21 protein-coding genes and 1 pseudogene are annotated in these 17969 nt (G+C 61.4%); 19 read left to right on the top strand and 3 right to left on the bottom strand.

Going from position 1 to position 17969, the window contains the following annotated elements:
• The 3 genes from HNE04_RS10340 to HNE04_RS10350 all read left to right on the top strand — a co-directional run.
• Window positions 1-259 (top strand): transposase domain-containing protein (locus tag HNE04_RS10340; protein WP_172218507.1); only part of this gene is annotated, 259 nt, incomplete at its 5' end.
• Between the two features lie 597 nt (window positions 260-856).
• Window positions 857-1291: a hypothetical protein gene (locus HNE04_RS10345; RefSeq protein ID WP_172218509.1), complete on the top strand. Its 435-nt coding sequence runs from the start codon at window positions 857-859 to the stop codon at window positions 1289-1291.
• Window positions 1292-2089: 798 nt separating this feature from the next.
• Window positions 2090-2428 (top strand): hypothetical protein, encoded by a 339-nt coding sequence (locus HNE04_RS10350; RefSeq protein ID WP_172218511.1) that lies wholly within the window; start codon window positions 2090-2092, stop codon window positions 2426-2428.
• 119 nt (window positions 2429-2547) lie between these two features.
• Here HNE04_RS10350 and HNE04_RS10355 read toward each other — a convergent pair whose 3' ends face one another.
• A complete protein-coding gene (locus tag HNE04_RS10355; protein WP_172218513.1) occupies window positions 2548-2844 on the bottom strand; it encodes a type II toxin-antitoxin system RelE/ParE family toxin in 297 nt (98 codons plus the stop codon).
• On the bottom strand, window positions 2841-3065 hold the full coding sequence (locus tag HNE04_RS10360) for an addiction module protein (RefSeq protein ID WP_172218515.1): 225 nt from the start codon (window positions 3063-3065) through the stop codon (window positions 2841-2843). The genes HNE04_RS10355 and HNE04_RS10360 overlap by 4 nt, the downstream gene beginning before the upstream one ends.
• Before the next feature lie 189 nt (window positions 3066-3254).
• Here HNE04_RS10360 and HNE04_RS10365 point away from each other — a divergent pair, with 189 nt between their 5' ends.
• The 3 genes from HNE04_RS10365 (at window position 3255) to HNE04_RS10375 (ending at window position 6110) form a co-directional block, all read left to right on the top strand.
• On the top strand, window positions 3255-3830 hold the full coding sequence (locus HNE04_RS10365) for a VOC family protein (protein WP_268904896.1): 576 nt from the start codon (window positions 3255-3257) through the stop codon (window positions 3828-3830).
• Between the two features lie 345 nt (window positions 3831-4175).
• Window positions 4176-5258 carry a patatin-like phospholipase family protein gene (locus tag HNE04_RS10370; protein WP_172218519.1) on the top strand — a complete coding sequence of 361 codons (1083 nt, stop codon included), beginning with the start codon at window positions 4176-4178 and terminating at the stop codon, window positions 5256-5258.
• Between the two features lie 417 nt (window positions 5259-5675).
• Window positions 5676-6110 (top strand): YybH family protein, encoded by a 435-nt coding sequence (locus HNE04_RS10375; protein ID WP_172218521.1) that lies wholly within the window; start codon window positions 5676-5678, stop codon window positions 6108-6110.
• Window positions 6111-6268: 158 nt separating this feature from the next.
• Here HNE04_RS10375 and HNE04_RS10380 read toward each other — a convergent pair whose 3' ends face one another.
• Window positions 6269-7342 (bottom strand): medium chain dehydrogenase/reductase family protein, encoded by a 1074-nt coding sequence (locus tag HNE04_RS10380; protein WP_172218523.1) that lies wholly within the window; start codon window positions 7340-7342, stop codon window positions 6269-6271.
• A 402-nt stretch (window positions 7343-7744) separates the two neighbouring features.
• Between HNE04_RS10380 and HNE04_RS10385 the strand changes: the two genes are divergently transcribed.
• From HNE04_RS10385 to HNE04_RS10440, 13 genes and pseudogenes are all read left to right on the top strand, one after another.
• Entirely contained in the window at window positions 7745-8248 is a 504-nt protein-coding gene (locus tag HNE04_RS10385) for a hypothetical protein (protein ID WP_172218525.1), read from the top strand.
• Between the two features lie 470 nt (window positions 8249-8718).
• A complete protein-coding gene (locus HNE04_RS10390; RefSeq protein ID WP_172218527.1) occupies window positions 8719-9150 on the top strand; it encodes a GNAT family N-acetyltransferase in 432 nt (143 codons plus the stop codon).
• Window positions 9151-9188: 38 nt separating this feature from the next.
• Window positions 9189-9569, top strand: coding sequence for a tautomerase family protein (locus HNE04_RS10395; RefSeq protein ID WP_172218529.1), 381 nt, complete (start codon window positions 9189-9191; stop codon window positions 9567-9569).
• A 63-nt stretch (window positions 9570-9632) separates the two neighbouring features.
• Window positions 9633-10532 carry an alpha/beta hydrolase gene (locus HNE04_RS10400; RefSeq protein ID WP_172218531.1) on the top strand — a complete coding sequence of 300 codons (900 nt, stop codon included), beginning with the start codon at window positions 9633-9635 and terminating at the stop codon, window positions 10530-10532.
• A gap of 62 nt (window positions 10533-10594) precedes the next feature.
• Entirely contained in the window at window positions 10595-11041 is a 447-nt protein-coding gene (locus HNE04_RS10405) for a methyltransferase family protein (RefSeq protein ID WP_328700306.1), read from the top strand.
• A 481-nt stretch (window positions 11042-11522) separates the two neighbouring features.
• A pseudogene (locus HNE04_RS28020) lies at window positions 11523-11744 on the top strand (pyrimidine dimer DNA glycosylase/endonuclease V); the annotation flags it as partial.
• 261 nt (window positions 11745-12005) lie between these two features.
• Window positions 12006-12632 carry an HD domain-containing protein gene (locus HNE04_RS10410; RefSeq protein WP_328700313.1) on the top strand — a complete coding sequence of 209 codons (627 nt, stop codon included), beginning with the start codon at window positions 12006-12008 and terminating at the stop codon, window positions 12630-12632.
• Window positions 12622-12870, top strand: coding sequence for a DUF167 domain-containing protein (locus HNE04_RS10415; RefSeq protein ID WP_172218535.1), 249 nt, complete (start codon window positions 12622-12624; stop codon window positions 12868-12870). The genes HNE04_RS10410 and HNE04_RS10415 overlap by 11 nt, the downstream gene beginning before the upstream one ends.
• Window positions 12871-12911: 41 nt before the next feature.
• Window positions 12912-13844 (top strand): LysR family transcriptional regulator, encoded by a 933-nt coding sequence (locus tag HNE04_RS10420; RefSeq protein ID WP_172218537.1) that lies wholly within the window; start codon window positions 12912-12914, stop codon window positions 13842-13844.
• Window positions 13845-13953: 109 nt separating this feature from the next.
• Window positions 13954-15363, top strand: coding sequence for an aspartate ammonia-lyase (gene aspA, locus HNE04_RS10425; RefSeq protein ID WP_172218539.1), 1410 nt, complete (start codon window positions 13954-13956; stop codon window positions 15361-15363).
• A 123-nt stretch (window positions 15364-15486) separates the two neighbouring features.
• Window positions 15487-16386, top strand: a complete 900-nt coding sequence (locus tag HNE04_RS10430; protein WP_172218541.1) for an amino acid ABC transporter substrate-binding protein — start codon at window positions 15487-15489, stop codon at window positions 16384-16386.
• A gap of 131 nt (window positions 16387-16517) precedes the next feature.
• Window positions 16518-17273 carry an amino acid ABC transporter permease gene (locus HNE04_RS10435; RefSeq protein WP_172218543.1) on the top strand — a complete coding sequence of 252 codons (756 nt, stop codon included), beginning with the start codon at window positions 16518-16520 and terminating at the stop codon, window positions 17271-17273.
• Between the two features lies 1 nt (window position 17274).
• On the top strand, window positions 17275-17961 hold the full coding sequence (locus HNE04_RS10440) for an amino acid ABC transporter permease (RefSeq protein WP_172218546.1): 687 nt from the start codon (window positions 17275-17277) through the stop codon (window positions 17959-17961).
• Window positions 17962-17969 lie beyond the last annotated feature (8 nt).

Genomic DNA, 17969 nt, shown 5'->3' on the forward strand with positions numbered 1-17969 from the left:
TCTGCCCGCCGACAACAACTGGGTGGAGAACCAGATCCGGCCCATCGCCACAGGCAGGAAGAACTGGCTGTTCGCCGGATCGCTTCGCGCGGGCCAGCGCGCCGCGGCGATCATGAGCCTGGTGCACTCGGCGCGGCTCAATGGACACGACCCCTACGCCTACCTGCGCGACGTCCTTGAACGGTTGCCCACCCAACCGGCCAGCCGCATCGACGAACTGCTGCCGCACAGATGGCAGCCGGCTTCGGCGGCAATCTGATACCGCGGCCGTCGTCAAGACGGGATCACCGCGTGCTTACCATCGCGTCGCATACGTCGCCGCTGGAGTGTTCACTTCTGCAGCGCTAACTCAGTTTGAGTCTGGCGCAAATCTACCTGTTCCGCAGTCACGCGCCGACTCAGCGTTCTTGGTCACACCATCTGAGCTGGCGGTTAAGGTCCGTTCCGTACCGCAGCGCAGCGGCGGAACGCTGTTTGCGGTCGATGAGCTGGCGAACCCTGCGAGCGCAACGTTACGGCTTGGGCGTGCGTGCGGTCGCGACGTCCTGCTGCCTGGTGTTATTGGCACAACCGCTAGCGCCGGCCCAGCGGCCGATATTCATCGGGCATTCGCGCTGGCGATCGGCAAGCGGTTCAAACGCGTACAGTCCTATTGGGTGGGGCCTGCCGCCCATGCACTGCTAGAACAAGGAGTTCGTCTCACCATCGGGGGAAATGCCGCGCCGGGGTACGATCTTGCCTATGGGAGTGCTGGTGATGCTTAACTGGTCGGTCAACACGGACCCGCAACTGCAGGGGGCGGCTTCGCCGCAAGTGTTGCGGTCCGGTCACCTTCAACGTTATCCGTCAGTGTGATATGAGCACTCGCGTCAGCCTGTCTGAACTCCTCAATGCCTTCGAGTGGGCGAGCGCGGATGGGCCTTTCGAGAACTTGGCGTATGTGAGCCGGGAATCGGGACAAATATCGCTTGTCTCTGACTTTGATGACACCGGCGACGATCCTCCGGAGGATGCGGACGACGATACGTTGTATCTCATGGTCCCAAGCAAGACGGAGCTCGATCTGGGACGAAGCCTTGCGCTCGAATTCACCGCGCAAGAACTGCCCGACTGCTCTGGGAAAGTCAGAGGCTTCTTTGCGAAGCCGGGCGCATACGCGAAGTTCAAAGACTTGCTGGCGGAACGGGGCAGTCTTGAGGCTTGGTACGCTTATGAAGCGAGTGGAGTGGAACGAGCACTGCGCGCATGGGCGGCCGAGAACGACATCGAGCTCACGGAGGGCGCCCTGTGACGGATAACATATCAATCGACACGGACCCACAACAGCAGGAGGCGGCTTCGCCGCTGGTGTTGGTGGTCCGGTCATTTTTACGTTAGGGCGCACGGAACATATGTCTGACGCACTCTGGTCATTGGAAGTCGCCGAGACGGTGCCTGCCACGTTCCTTGCAGACAAAGACCTGCTCGCGGCCACATTGAAAGGCGGCATCTCGCCAGCCACCGTGAGGAGAGCGATCGCAGAGTCGCTCGGAAGTGCGCCCCTCACGCTTGAACTGATTCGCCCCGACGGCAAGGGTCTTCTTGAAAAGGCAGTCCCCGTAGGCGACCTACTTCTGTTTGGCTGGATCCCTGTCTTCTCAGAGGCCGGGTATGAGCTTCTTCTTTCGGAAGGCTGCTCCGACACCGAGTTTGTGGACTGCAGATTTCGAGTGCTGGGTAGCAGAAGCTTCAAGGCTCACGTCCCGCTGGTCAGTCACGACGTCATTGACTTTCCATGCTCCATCGCCATCCACACCATCCCGCTAGAGCCACCAGTTCCATTTCACTTTGTGAGCGTGAAACTCAAGCCAAGCCGAACACGGCTGCCCCCTTGCTTCCGCGTTCCAGCCCCGGGGCATCCGCAGGTTCTCGGTGAGCTATTCGCCCTTGAGTCACTTCGCGCTGCATGGCAATCTGCGGGGCTTCAGGGAGCGCACTTTCGGCGTTTGGCCCACGGTGCGCCCTAACCCTTCCATCGAGGGGACGTCCACAAGCAGGCTTCGCCTGCTTGCGGCCGCGCCTCATGTCAAACGTTATACGGGAACGGGACATGCCGCTGGTTGACCTTCTGCCCGAAGAGAACGCGCTGGTTTTCGCATGTTTGAAGTGCGTGGCGTCGGGCCGCGTAATCCCGCATGACTGGGAGTTTCAAACCCTCTTGGGAGTTGAGCCTGCGCAAGTAGTGGCTGTTGTTGATGCTTGGCCGAATGTGGATGAATCAGATGAGATCGTAGGGCTCGCGATTAACAACTCACTGAATAGCTTGCTCGGGTTGGTGTCCGATGACCTTCTAAGGAAGCATCTCGCCTATGGGAAGTCACAAATTGCAGCTGTCTTCTCCAAATGGCGGGGAAGTACCTCGAGCGTCCACGAACCGCGGGAGGTGTGAGTGTCCCCGTATAACATGTCAATCGACACGGACCCACATCTGCAGAAAGCGGCTTCGCCGCGAATGGTGGTGGTCCGGTCATTTTTACGTTATCCGTCAATCGCTGTCGTCGGTGCGTGTCAGCGATCGTGCCAATATCCTGGGCGCTTACGTTGATGCGCGATCGCAAAGACGGTCACGTTCCGGCCAAGAACTTCATACATCACCGTGTATGGAAAGTGCCTGAGATGGTAGTGGCGAAAACCGTCCTGGTCTTCCGGCCAGTCCTCTGCCGTTTCGCTCAAACCATCGATGGCATCGAACAGCTCAACCCGAAACGCATCGGCTGCCATTGGGCTTCTTTCGAAATACCAGAGGAATGCCTCGCGGGCCTCTGCCTCCGCTTCGGGCAGTACCTCAACGTCGAAGGAACTCACAGGGAACTGAGGCGCTGGCGAACTTCGGTCCAGGGAGCGGCTTGCACTCGCCCCGCACGTAATTCCGCGCGGCGTCGGCCTGCCTCGGCGCGCCACAGCTCGGACACCGTCGCCTCGTCGGCCGTCTCAAGGCTGTCGAGAAGAGCAACCGCCAAGGCTGAGCGCTCCTCGGCCGGGAGGCCAAGAACCTCATCAAGCAGGTGGTCTACGCGGGCGTTCATGGTGTTCAGTCTAGCACCGCGAGCGCCATGCGGGAAGGGGACGGATAACATGGCAATCGACACGGACCCACAACAGCAGGAGGCGGCTTCGCCGCTCATGTTGGTGGTCCGGTCATCTTCACGTTGGGCGTCACACACCACGCACGCGCCGGAGCGTCAGAGAGGTTGATCATGGACCAAGCACCGAGGATGGCGTTCTCACACATCGGTCTGTACGTTGCGGACATGGCCGCGATGGTCAGCTTCTATACCGGCGTACTCGGCTTCTCCATCACCGATCAGGCCCACATTCGCGGTGCCGACGTCGTCTTCCTGTCGCGAAACCCAGACGAACATCACCAGATCGTGCTAGTCCCCGGGCGCGCGTCACATAGCCTTTCGACGCTCAATCAGATCTCGTTCCGGGTCGTGTCGCTCCCCGAACTCCGGCGCCTGCATGCAAAGATTCTCGCGCTCGGGGTTCGTGATCTCAATCCAACCAACCATGGTGGGTCTTGGTCTGTGTACTTCCTAGACCCAGAGGGCAACAGGATCGAACTGTTCACGCAGACCCCGTGGTACATGCCTCCTGTTTCGGTTCCGCTCGACTTCGCGCTCTCAGACGACGAGATATACACCGTGACCCAGGCGATGGTTCAGGCGGCACCGGGATCCATGGATCGAGCTGAGTGGCGAAGCCGACTGCAGCGGCGACTCAACGAGGAAGGAACGATCGAGCATCGCACCTCATTGCTTGACCTGCCTTCCTCGTCTGGAGGAACGTGACGCCCAACCCTTCATTGCAGCCGACGTGCGTCAGCCGCCTTCGCCGGCTGCCACCCGCGGCTGAACTCAAACGATGAGCAGTCGCTCATCGCTGCCCTTTATTATTTCACAAAGAGGGAAGCCCTTGTACGTGGAGATGATGAACAGGCTCTCCCCGCGCAGGTCCAACCTTCACTCATCAACGCCTGCGCATCACGCGGTGGAAATCACTATGGAAACGGCTTTGGCTCAGGCCGGCAGACTGAACCTGTCACCTCGAGCGAGCACTGCCCAGCGTTAATCAAAGCGCGGGGCGCAGTTTGCGTGGGCTTGCGCCTCGGTGTGAATCGCGAGATCGGACTGCACATGAAAACGAAACGGCAAAGGCTTCCCGGACAGGTCGTCCTGGTCCTGCAGGGCGGCGGCGCTTTGGGCGCGTACCAGGCCGGCGTATTCGAGGCGCTCTCGAATGCGGGCATCGAGCCGGATTGGGTCATCGGCACGTCGATCGGTGCGATCAACGGTGCGCTGATCGCCGGAAACACGCCGGGCAACCGTCTGCCGCGGCTTCGCGAGTTCTGGCAACGGCTGGAGAAAGCGCCGGCCACTGGAATGTGGAGCGCCCTGTTTCAGGGCATCCCGAGCTTCTATCGTCCGCGTCCCGCTGCATGGGCGGGGCCGCTTGCCCCCGTCGGGCTCGATGAAGCCTCGTACTATTCCACTGAACCGCTGAGGCAGACGCTCGGGTCGCTGGTGGACTTGAATGTCCTAGCGCATGCGAAGACGCGGTTGACGATGGGCGCGGTCTCCGTGCGCAGTGGCGAGCTGAAGTATTTCGACAGTCGTGACGCTCCTCTTGGCCTCGACCACGTAATGGCGTCTGCAGCGCTGCCGCCCGCGTTTGCCGCGGTACGCATCGACGGCGAGGCGTATTGGGACGGGGGCGTGTACTCGAATACGCCCATTGAGGCGGTCCTCGACGACAGCCCCCGGCGCAGTTCCGTGATCTTCGCGGTCAACGTATGGCAGCCGAACGGTGTCGAGCCGAAGTCGATATGGGAAGTGATGGGCCGGCAGAAGGACATCCAGTACGCCAGCCGCACCGATACGCACATTGCGCGGCAGAAGGAACTTCACCAACTGCGTCACGTCATCCGGGAACTGGCCAAGCATCTGCCCGAATCGAAGAGAGAGAGCACCGGCTGCCGCGAACTGACAGCCTACGGTTGCGGCACAACCATGCATATCGTTCGGCTGTTGGCGCCGACGCTTGATAGCGAGGACTTTTTCAAGGACATCGACTTCAGCGGCGCAGGCATACGGCAGCGATGGGAGGCGGGGCTGCGGGACGCGCAGCAGATGATCGAGAGCGCGCCATGGAACGAACCGGTCGACGCGCTGGAGGGCGTCGTTGTGCATGGCCCGGGCGGACTGACGCCGAGCGTGTAGCCATCAGCCGCGGCCTTTGCCCACGCTGTTCACAGCGATGACCCCGCTGGCCAAGCGCCACGCAGGACTCGATGGATTTCAGAAGAAGATGCGTACCCTGAGTGGCTTTGCAAATTGCGCCAAGGAGGAAGATGAATCCCGTGCGCGACCTCGTCCAGACGCCTAACAGGTCAGCCCAGACGGACGTCGTGGCGGCACGCTTCGCCTGCCTAGCGAGTTGATGAAGTCCCTTTCATTCGTTAGGCATCGCTTAGTCCATACGCGGCCCCCGGTCGTCGCCACCAGCTCTGGAGGACATTCCGCGTTAGCAAAAAGGAGTTGCTCTTCAGACCCATTGTCCTACCATTAATTTCTGGTGCGACTCGTCCCGAATCGCATCATAAGCCCCTGTGGCGCATCAACAACTGGAGATTACTCATGTCAACAGACAACGAAATCCGCAAGGCGTCAGAGCAGTTCTATGCCGGGTTGAACCGTATGGGTAACGGAGAAGCCGGCGCACTTTCAGACATCTGGTCGCACGGCGCAGGCGTCACGACCCTGCACCCGATCGGTGGCCGACAAGTCGGCTGGGATGCAGTGAAGGAATCATTTGACGGAGTGGCCAAAGTGGCTTCAGACGCGAAGATTGAACTGAAGGATCAACTCATCCAGGTCGCCGGGGACATGGCCTATGAGGTAGGTATCGAGCATGGCCAGTTCAAGATGGCCGGGCACCCAGTCAGTCTGGAGCATCGAGTAACAAATATCTATCGACGAGAAGCCGGATCCTGGAAACTTGTCCATCACCACACGGACATTTCGCCTGCGATGCTGGATATTCTCAGCCGCTTGCCGCCCCCGTCAGCCTGAGCCGGCAGAGGGTTCGACGCGAAACCAGCAATCCCCGCTACACGCGCAGGGATGACCAAAAGAACGAACAGTTGTTACTTGGCAAGAGCGATGCCTAACCCTCTGACGCCACCGACCTGGGTTGCCCGCCAAAGCCCATCAGAGCGTCTTCGCCGGCTTTACGGCAAGAGCACGAGCTTTCCGACCCCCGCGGAACTCTCCAGCAACTCGTGCGCATGTCGCGCCTCGGTGAGCGGCATGCGCTCGGCGACGACCGGGTGGATCTCGCCGCGCCGAAGCAGCTCGAGCAGCGCGCGGAAGTCCTCGCGGAAGCGCTCTGGGTCGCGGGGACCTCCGCCCACCGGAAGCGCTCGGCGGTGTGTAGCCACGGGAAACCATTGATGACCCTCATGCAGCTTCTGAATGCGGTAGGTGCGGACCCGCCGGTGAGGCGAGAGTAAGCCCCAGAGCGCAACGGCCGCGGTCGCCGCATACCACTCGATCCACCCGCGCCAGCTCTTGTGCCCCTGCACGAGCGCGGCGTAATGCCCGAATACGACGAGTCGCCCACCGTGCCGCAGCGCGCGGAAGGAGCGCAGCGACAGCGCGCCGCCGATCCCGTCGAGCACGACATCCACGCCTTTGTCGGGGAACTCTCGCACCCGAGCCAGGAAGTCTTCGTTCTGATAGTCGATCGCCACCGCCCCGAGCCGCTCGACCGCAGCGCGGTCGCGGGCCGAACAGGTCCCGTAGAGGCGAAGCCCGGCCACCGCTCCCAGCTCGAGGACCGCGGTGCCCACCCGGCCGGCCGCGCCATGTACGAGCACTGCCTCACCGCGCTTCGCCTTCGCCGTGCGGTGAAGCAGTTGGTAGGCGGTCATGTACGTGAAAACGAGGCTCAAGACCTCCGCCGGGTCGAGGTCCTCGGGCACCTCGACCGCGTTCGCCTCCGGTACGCAGACCCGCTCTGCGTCGGCGCCCCACACCGTCAGAGCGCCGATACGGTCCCCGACGCGCAGGCGGGAGCAGCCCGCTCCCAACTCCTCGACGACGCCAACAAGCTCATAACCGGGCGTGAACGGCGGTTTTGGCACACCGAGGTAGGTACCAGCACGCAGCTGAGCGTCGGTGAACGACACGCCGGCGGCCAGAACCCGAACGCGGACCTCATGCAGACCCGGTCGGGGATCCTTGTCCTCGACCACCCTCAAGACCTCGGGCCCGCCGAAGTGATCAACAACGACACGCTTCATGATGACCCTCCATGAGTACAAGACCGAGAAACCCCACGTCCGGGGCGCCCCTTTTGCCAGAATCCAGATACTTGCCTTTGCGTCGCCCGTCCTCTTTGATTAAGGTCAATTGACCGGAAACTCGGTGCCCGGGCGCCTCAGGCCGCCGAGACGTCGCGAGATCGTCCGTCATCGAGGGCTTCGCGTCGGAGGACATCGGCTCACCTGGTGCCCAGACTGATCGCTCGCGATCGAGGTGGCTGCGCGGACCGGGCGCATCATCGGCAGCCCGACCGCGACGGCATTGATCAACGCCATCCGGGGTGGGCTGAAGATGAAGGACGGACTCAACATGTCAATCTTCATTTTCACGTTAGAGTGTGTGCATACAGTCATGCGACCGTCTATGTCGCCATCTGCCAAATGAAAGCTCTGTTGCGCGCCTTCTCGATCGTCCATGCCTTGATGGCCGCTCTTTTCGCTTGCGCGGCGATCATGCTCATCATGATTGCGGCCAAGATGGGTTGGTTCGCCTTTGTCACCGGCCTGAACCTGCAAGCAGCGCAAGGAATCATAGAAGCAGTAGGCCTACTTGCTGCCGCAGTGGTAGCCCTTCAGATCGCACAAACCATCACTGAGGAGGAAGTGGTTCGTGACGCGCAGATCAGTGCGCCCACGCGCGTGAGGCGTTTTTTGTCGCGATTCCTGGTCGTAGTCGTAGTTGCGCTAGTGATCGAAGGCCTCGTTGCTACATTCAAGGCCGTACACGAAGATCCGACCCAACTGCTGTATGCGGCGAGCATCTTGTTGGCCGCCGGAGTGCTCCTTGCCTGTTGGGGTGTCTTCATCCGTTTCAATCGCTACGCTGAGGAGCTAGAGCCAGAAGCAATGGCGGAGGCGAAGCGTGAAGATCGAAAGCTCAAGTAGTCCAACCACGACACGCCCTAACCCTTCCATCGCTCATGTCAAACGTTGGGCGGCACGAAAATGACTCGCACTCTTCCTTCCATCGTACTCGCGCTCCTGTGCGGTGCAGCCTTCGCTGGTCCAACGGCCGCGCCAGTGCGATTGGAGATCCATTCCTTGCTTTCCAAGCTGGAGGCCTCGGGATGCGATTCAGTCGCAATGGCTCCTGGTTCCGCGGCTCGGAAGCCAAAGATCATCTGCTTCGCAAGCTTGAGTACATCGGGCAGTGAGGCGTCGGTCGAGAGTTACCGCTGGCTTTCCGGGTCAGCTCGCTTCCATTCGCGCAAGGAAGGGCAAGCCGTGAGGTCCTTCTGCAACCGGCCGCCTAACCCTTCCATCGAGCGCACGTGCTCCATTGCGGCTATATTCGCATTCGAACGTTTGGAGGATGGGCCCAGGCCGTCGTGGCTTGCTTCATGAGGAGAGATCGCGTGGCGCTCGAATGGAAACACTCCACCGACGGAGTCGACTGGGAAGAACTCTCCGCGCTGTACCGGGCAGCCCCGCTTGGAGACAAGAAGCCGTTGCAGCTGCAGACCGTGTTCTCTAACAGCATGTTCCGATGCTTCGTATATGAGAACGCTCGTCTCGTCGCAGCGGGTCGGGCACTGGCTGATGGTGCGGACTGTTCCTACATCTGCGACATCGCTGTCCTGCCGAGCCATCAAGGCACTGGGCTGGGCAAACAGATCGTCAGCCACCTCGTCGAGAGGTCCCGCGGGCACAAGAAGATCATCCTCTATGCCGTTCCGGGCAAGGAGGCCTTCTACCGGAAGTTTGGCTTCCTGCGCATGAAGACAGCCATGGCAATCTTCGAGAATCAACAGCAGCAGCTGGAGCGCGGCTACCTAAGTGAAGCCTAACCGCTATTGTCAAACGCTAGGCACTCCAGGAGCCACGCATGCCACTCGTCACGCTCACCGTTCGCAAGCCAAAGTCTGCCGCGTTCAAGGCCGGCGTTCTTGACGCTGTGCACGCAGCGCTCGTGTCGTCAGGCGTTCCAGTCACAGACAAGTTTCAACGCGTCATCGAACTCGAGAATGAAGACTTTCGCTTCGATCCGAGCTATCCAGATCTGAAGTCCGAACGAACCGAGAATTTCGTCCTGGTCGAGATCCTCTGGTCCGTCGGTCGGAGCGTCAAGGTCAAGAAGAAACTGCTCGAAGAACTCATGGCTTCCCTATCCCAGCAAGGGCTCGATCCCGAACATGTCATGGTTTGCTTCAAAGAAACGTCTTGGGAAAACTGGTCATTCGGTGGCGGTCGCCTCATTCATACTTAGTGTGCCCAATCAGGTGCGTGTTTAAGGGGCCCTGGGATCCGTTGTGCTGAAAGAGGTGTTCCGATGAATGAGCTTGAACGACTGGAAGCCATGCTTCGTGCACGGCCGGCATCCCTCGCCACTGAGCAACGTCGGGCGGCCTACGAAGCTCAAGGAGACATCTTCCCGCTGGCAGCGGACGTCCGTGTGGAACAGGTGGGGGCGCACGGCGTTCCCGCTGAGTGGACGTCCACGCCCGTCGCGAGCACCAGCGAAGTCATCCTCTATCTGCACGGCGGTGGATATGCTTGGGGCTCGCTGAAGAGCCACCGCCACCTCGTGAGTGAGGTGGGTCGCGCGGCGACGATGAGAACGCTCGCCCTCGATTACAGGCGCGCTCCCGAGTTCCCGTTTCCGCAGGCCCTGGAAGATGCGGTCAGCGGATACAGATTCCTCCTGGATTCCGGCTTCAAGCCGCGTCAGATCGCGGTCGCCGGCGATAGCGCAGGAGCGGGCCTAGCCGTGGCGTTGCTCGTACGGCTGAAAGAACTGGGCACGCAGCAGCCAGCCTGCGCGCTTCTTCTCTCGCCCTGGGTCGACATGACAGCGACCGCGGACAGTTACAGCCGCAACGCGAAGCGAGATCCGGTCCTCAACCGCGAGACCATGCAATTTTTGGCCGAACAGTACCTGGGAAAGCGGCCAAGAGAGACGCCCCTCGCGTCGCCGGTTTTCGCCGATCTGAGCGGGATCGCGCCTCTGACGATCTTCGTGGGCGCCACGGAGGCTTTGCTGGATGATGCGATCGCACTCACCCGCGCGGCGGGTCTCGCCGATGTGAGCGTGCGGCTGGAGATTTGGCCGAGGATGTTCCACATCTGGCCCAACTACCATCAGGTGTTGGCGCAAGGCAGGCAAGGGGTCGCCAGGGCTGGAAGGCTGCTGCGTGAAGCCTTGGAGGCGGCTGCTAGCGGCGAAGGCTGAATGCATCGGGCTCTTCAATCGGTCCTGCCGCGCACAGTGTTCCTTATATGGTTTCGCTTAGAGTGAAGGTTCCGCCGCCGGCCGTGGCGTTGCTCTTTGGCCTGCTCATGTGGCTCGCTTCCTCGATGGTTGCGCCGGTCGCAGTTCCGTTCGCTGCTCGGGTGGGTGTTGCAGTTGTTCTTGTTTCCGCTGGATTAACTCTCGGCGTCGCCGCCATGCTCTCGTTTCTAAGGGAAAAAACAACAATGAACCCAACCAAGCCCGGTGCTGCATCGTCGCTGGTCACCGGCGGCGTGTTTCGCTTCACGCGCAATCCCATGTACCTCAGTCTTCTGCTGTACCTGCTTGCGTGGACCTCGTACTTGTCAAGCTGGCTCGCGCTGCTCTTTGTGCCGGTGTTCGTTCTCTACATCAACGAACTCCAAATCAAGCCCGAGGAGCGGGCCTTGTCGGAGCTCTTCGGTGCGGAATACGCATCGTACAAGGCAAGGGTCCGGCGGTGGCTGTGAGGCATGCCCTCGCTTCCACGCAACGCGTCTACAAACCAGACGGTTGCGTCAAACGTTAGAACTCATGAAGTTGCGCTGCCCCCACTGCGATCAAGACGGCCTATCGGTTGGAAGCAAACTGTTCTCTAGCAAGGGTGGCCCTGCTCGGTGCCGGGTATGCGGAGGTCTTGCCTACTCGAACGCTCGGTTTTCTGCCGCAGTCGCTCTTTTCTCATTGCCCTTCCTCATTGGCGCACTTGGCTTTGCTTTCTGGTACGGATCGTCTTGGCCTCTTTGGGGCCTTCTATTGTTCTGGCCCCTCAGTTTCACGGTTTCCTTGTTCCTGCCGGCCACGCCTACGACGGCAGAAGAGTCTCGGCGGGCACGCAAGCTCACTGCCGTCGGCCTGGTGATCCTCATATTGGCGATTGTTGCGGCGGGGATTTTCTATGAGTTCTAACTGGTCAGGAAAGATGCCTGAGGAAGGGTAGGCGCGCCTCAAATGCGGCTCTGGTCGTTGCATCCTCGGTATCTCGACCCCCAAGGGCTTGTCGCGCTGTGGCGAGAAGCGCTGTTGGCTCGCGCCGTACTGGCCGGCAATACCCGCGGCTATCGAAATCATCCGCAGCTTGAGCGCTTTCGCTCTCAATCAGCGCCGCTTTCTGCAATCAGTTCGTACCTGCGAGGCATTCACGCCGAGGCAGCCGCCCGCGGCTATTCCTTCGATCGCAGCAAGATCGGCCGCGCGCGAATGCAAACAACCGTCCGCGATCAGCTCTGCAGAGTGCCACCCGCTGTTTCGTGTTCAGCCAGGTCCTATCGAGTCATGGGAGCGTGCCAATGGGAACGCATCGAGAAGCGCCTAGGCTCATTTCCAGCCGCATGGGCCCCACCACCACGGTCCTGTTTTAAGATACCTGTGGAAACCTCATCAACCTTGTTCAACCAGCGGCCTAACCCTTCCATGTCAAATGTTCGGCCGCAAGTGGAGAACCTTCTCAGCACCTCGTGGCGCCGGATGTGGGCGGGCCTCGGAGCGACAGGTGACGGTGCTGCCGCATACGAAGAGCTGCTGGCTCGTTACTCGGAGCCATGGCGCAAGTACCACACGCTGCAGCACTTGCGAGAGTGCATCGCCACTTTCAAGTCGGCAGCGCACCTGGCGGCTCATCCTGCAGAGGTTGAAGCAGGCCTGTGGTTCCACGACGCAGTCTACGAGTTGCAGCGCAGTGACAACGAGGAGCAAAGCGCCCATCTCGCACAGGGCAGGCTTTCTGGCGTCGGCGTTCCGAGTGAGGTCCGCGCGCGCGTCGCAGCGCTGGTCCTCGCCACCAAGCACACGGCGTCACCCCAAGACCCCGACGAGCAGCTTCTCGTCGACGTTGACCTCTCGATTCTGGGCGCCGCCGAGCCGCGCTTTGCGGAGTACGAGCGCCAGATCCGCGAGGAGTACTCGTTCGTTCCTGAAGCTATGTTCCGCGAGAAGCGTCGAGCGATACTTCAGTCGTTCATCGCAAGGCCGCGCATCTACAGCACGCCGCACTTCTTCGGTCTCCTGGAGCAGCAAGCTCGTGTCAATCTGACGCGCACCGTGGGCGAGAATGCGGCCTGACCCTTCCATCAAGGTTATCCAGGTCAAAGTCAAGCCGAACGCCCGCGTCAGCGCGCTGGAAGAACAAAGCCCCGGCGTGTGGTTGGCCCAGCTCAAGTCGCCTCCCATCGATGGCAAGGCCAACGAGGAACTCATTGCGTTGGTGGCCAAGCAGTTTGCTTGCCGCAAGTCCGCCGTTTCCATCAAAAGCGGCGCTTCCGGCCGGATGAAGCTGGTTCGCATTGAGACCGCCGATTGAATCCCTAGGACCCTGTAAGCCGGTCCCGCAATAATCGCCGCATGGAAACCAAATGGCTAGAGGACTTCGTCAGCCTCGCCGAGACCCGCAGTTTCAGCCGCTCCGCCCAGCTGCGCCACGTGACCCAGCCCGCGTTCTCGCGCCGCATCCAGGCGCTGGAGGCCTGGGCCGGCACCGACCTGGTGGATCGCAGCTCGTACCCCACGCGTCTCACGCCGGCAGGCGAGACGCTGTATTCCCAGTCGCTCGAGATGCTGCAGGCCCTGCAGAGCACCCGGGCGATGCTGCGCGGGCACTCGGCGGCCGGGCAGGACGTGATCGAGTTCGCCGTGCCGCATACCCTGGCCTTCACTTTTTTCCCGGCCTGGGTGTCGTCCCTGCGCGAGAAGTTCGGCCCGATCAAGAGCCGGCTGATCGCACTGAACGTGCACGACGCGGTGATGCGCCTGGTGGAGGGCGGCTGCGACCTGCTGATCGCCTATCACCACCCCTCGCAGCCGTTCCAGCTGGATGCCGACCGCTACGAGATGGTCACGCTGGGGCAGGAGATCATGTCGCCCTATTGCAAGGCGGATTCGAACGGCGAGCCGATGTTCAAGCTGCCGGGACGCGCCGGCCAGCCCCTGCCTTACCTGGGCTACGCGCCGGGCGCTTACCTGGGGCGGGTGACCGAACTGATCTTGAAGCAGTCGGGCACGGCCATTCACCTGGACCGGGTGTACGAAACCGACATGGCCGAGGGCCTGAAGGTCATGGCGCTGGAAGGCCATGGCGTCGCTTTCCTGCCCCACAGCGCGGTGAAGAAGGAGCTGCGATCGCGCCGCCTGGTCAGCGCCGCACCGCCCGAAATGAAGGGCCTGGAGATGATGATGGACGTGCGCGCTTATCGGGAGAAACCCCTAGGCAAAGAGGCGCCCAAGGGTACAGCTCAGGCACTCTGGGCCTATTTGGCCGGCAGCAGTACCGTCAAGTGATGCTTTTTCGGGGTTATTAATCTTTTGCATAAAGGGCCTTTGCAAACAGCATTGGCGTTTGCACGAGGCGGCCCCTACAGTTCGCGCCATCCCAAAACGAGCTGTAACAATGTCCTCCAACTTCCGGGTCGAGCAAGATTTCCTGGGCGAGAAGCAGATTCCCGCCGAGGCCTACTGGGGTGTTCACACGGCCCGGGCGGTGGAGAACTTCCCGATCTCGGGCACGGCCATTTCGGCGATGCCCGACCTGATCCGGGCCTTCGGCTACGTCAAGAAGGCGACGGCCCGCACCAACGCCGCACTCGGCGCAATCGATGACAAGCGCGCCGCCGCCATCATCAGCGCCTGCGACGAACTGATTGCCGGCCGGTTCCACGAGCAGTTCGTGGTCGACGTGATCCAGGGCGGCGCTGGAACCTCCACCAACATGAACGCCAACGAGGTGATCGCCAACATCGCGCTGGAAAAGCTGGGCCACGAAAAAGGCCGCTACGACCTGCTGCACCCCAACGACCATGTCAACGCCTCGCAGAGCACCAACGACGTGTATCCCACTGCCGTGCGCCTGGCCTTGTGGTCCGGCATCGACGGGCTGCTCGAATCGATGGCCATCCTGCGCAAGGGTTTCGAGGCCAAGGCCGTGGAGTTCGGCGATGTGCTCAAGATCGGCCGCACACAGCTGCAGGACGCCGTGCCCATGACCCTGGGGCAGGAGTTCTCGACCTACGCCGTGATGATCGAGGAGGACGAGGCCCGGCTGCGCGAGGCCCGTGCCCTGATCCAGGAGATCAACCTGGGCGCCACGGCCATAGGCACCGGCATCAATGCGCCGGCGGGCTACGCCGAGATGGCGTGCAAGTTCCTGGCCGAAGAGAGCGGCATCCCCGTGGTGAAGGCCCACAACCTGGTCGAGGCGACACAGGACACCGGCGCCTTCGTGCAGTTGTCGGGCGTGCTCAAACGCGTGGCGACCAAACTGAGCAAGACCTGCAACGACCTGCGGCTGCTGTCCAGCGGCCCGCAGGCGGGCTTCGGCGACATCAAGCTGCCGCCGCGGCAGGCCGGCTCGTCGATCATGCCGGGCAAGGTCAACCCCGTGATCCCCGAAGTGATGAACCAGGTGGCTTTCGAGGTGATCGGCAACGACATGACCGTGACGATGGCCTCCGAAGCCGGCCAGCTCCAGCTCAATGCCTTCGAGCCGATCATGGGCTGGAGCCTGTTCAAGAGCATCACGCACCTGAGCCATGCATGCCTGACGCTGCAGGCGAACTGCGTGGCCGGCATAGAGGCCAACCGGGAACTGCTGGCCCGGCGCGTGCGCGAGTCCATCACGCTGGTCACGGCGCTGAACCCGATCATCGGCTACGAGAAGGCCGCTCTCATCGCCAAGACGGCGATGGCCACCGGCGCGCCCATCGACGAGGTTGCGCAATCGTTGGGCATACTCACCAAAGAGCAGATCGAGGCGCTGCTCGTCCCGGAAAAACTGACGGAGCCCTTGCGACTTGCCACGTAGAAGGAGAGCGGGCACGGAGCCTGCTTGCTCAACAGAAAGAGGGGGTTCAGGGTATTCCCGCAAGCCCGAATCTCTAGAATTTCGTTGTCAGTTAACCCTAACGCTTCACCACAGGAGATATGTATGAAGAAGCATTTGTTGGCTTTTGCAGTCGCGGCCCTGGCCGTCGGCGGCGCGTTCGCCCAGGCGAACGACACCATTGCCAAGGCCAAGGCCTCCGGCGTCGTCACCATGGGCGTGCGCGATTCGTCGGGCGCCCTGTCGTACACCCTGGGTGACGGCAAGTACGCCGGCTACCACGTCGAGGTCTGCCAGCGCATCATCGCCAACCTGGAAAAGGCCGCCGGCCGCAAGCTGGAAGTCAAGTACCAGCCGGTGACCTCGCAGAACCGCATTCCCCTGGTGCAAAACGGCACGGTGGACATCGAGTGCGGCTCGACCACCAACAACGCGACCCGCCAGAAGGACGTTTCCTTCGCCCTGACCACCTACGTGGAAGAAGTGCGCATCGCGACCAAGGCCAACTCGGGCATCACTTCCCTGGCCAACCTGAACGGCAAGAACGTCGCCACCACCACCGGCACGACTTCCGTGCAGCTGCTGCGCAAGCACGAGCGCGCCAACGGCGTGGACTTCAAGGAAGTGTTCGGCAAGGACCATTCCGAGAGCTTCCTGCTGCTCGAATCGGGCCGCGCCGATGCCTTCGTGATGGATGGCCAGATCCTGGCCGGCAACATCGCCACTTCCAAGAACCCGGCCGACTACAAGATCGTGGGCGAGGTGATCAGCGTCGAGCCGATCGCCATCATGCTGCGCAAGGACGACCCGGCCTTCAAGAAGCTGGCCGACGACACCATCCGTGAGCTGATCCGCACGGGCGAGCTCGCCAAGATGTACGACAAGTGGTTCGTGCAGCCGATCCCGCCGAAGAACACCCGCGTGGGCCTGCCGGCCAGCGACGCGACCAAGTCGGCCTGGGCCAGCCCCAATGACAAGCCGCTGGAAGAGTACTTGAAGAAGTAATCAGCCGGGCAGGCAAGCGAAACCCCGCCGGCTATTGCCCAGGCGGGGTTTCTGCTTTAAGGTAGGAGAGGCACGCGTCGGGCGTGCCTTTCCACAAGAATTTCAAACGATACCCCGGAGAGAGACTTTGTATGGCTTGGGATTGGCAGGTATTCTGCAAGACGACTGACGACGGCACCGTGATGCCCTCTTGCTTTGGCAAGGGCGGCGACATCACCTACCTGGACTGGATGCTCAGCGCCTGGGGCTGGACGCTTTCGGTCGCCGGGAGCGCGTGGGTGATCGCGGTCATCACGGGTGTGCTGATCGGAACATTGCGCACACTCCCCAATAGCCCCTGGATCGTGCGGGTGGCCAATGTATGGGTCGAGGTGTTTCGCAACGTGCCCATCCTGGTGCAGTTGTTCATCTGGTATTTCGTGATCCCGAAGTTGTTCCCCGCTTTTCAGCAGGTGCCCGGGTTCCTGCTGGTGATCTTCGCGCTCGGGTTTTTCACTTCGGCCCGCATTGCCGAACAGGTCCGGGCGGGCATACAGGCCCTGCCGCGCGGCCAGCGCTATGCCGGCATGGCCGTAGGGTTCAGCACCGCGCAGACCTACCGTTACGTCATCCTGCCGATGGCCTTCCGCATCATCCTGCCGCCGCTGACCAGCGAGTCGATGAACCTGCTGAAGAATTCGTCGGTGGCCTTTGCCGTGTCCATCGCCGAACTCACCATGTTCGCCATGCAGGCGCAGGAGGAAACCTCGCGCGGCATCGAGATCTATATGGGCGTGACGATCATGTACGCGCTGTCGGCCTTCGCCGTGAACCGCATCTTTGCTTTCATCGAGAAGAAAGTGCGGATACCGGGCTTCATCGTGGCCGGCGGAACGGGAGGCCACTGACATGGGAAACCTCGACCTCACCTTCCTCAACTGGGACCTGATCAGCAAGTTCGTCGTCAACGGCTTCTGGTTCAGCGTGCAGCTCACCTTCATCGCCACCATCGGCGGCATCATCTTCGGCACCATCCTGGCGCTGATGCGGCTGTCGGGCAAGGCCATCCTGGCGTATCCCGCCACCTTCTACGTCAACGGAATGCGATCGATTCCGCTGGTGATGGTGATCCTGTGGTTCTTCCTGCTGGTGCCCGCGGTGGTCTACAGCTACCTGCCGAACGGCGCCAATAATCGGGCCGAGTATTCGGCCATCATCACCTTCGTTGCTTTCGAGGCGGCGTACTTCAGCGAGATCATGCGTGCCGGCATCCAGTCGATCGCCCGCGGACAGGTCTATGCAGGCCAGGCGCTGGGCATGACCTACGCCCAGAACATGCGGCTGGTGATCCTGCCGCAGGCCTTCCGCAACATGCTGCCGGTGCTGCTGACGCAGACCATCATCCTGTTCCAGGACACCTCGCTGGTTTACGCCATCGGCGCCTACGACCTGCTCAAGGGCTTCGTCACGGCGGGCAAGATCTACGGCCGCCCCGAAGAGGCTTACCTGCTCGCCGCCATCGTCTATTTCGCCGTCTGCTACAGCCTGTCCTACCTGGTCAAGCGCCTGCAGGCCAAGATCGCCATCATTCGTTAAAGAGTCAA

Origin of the sequence: Caenimonas soli, assembly GCF_013155545.1 — a bacterium.
Classification (GTDB): Bacteria; Pseudomonadota; Gammaproteobacteria; order Burkholderiales; family Burkholderiaceae_C; genus Ramlibacter; species Ramlibacter soli.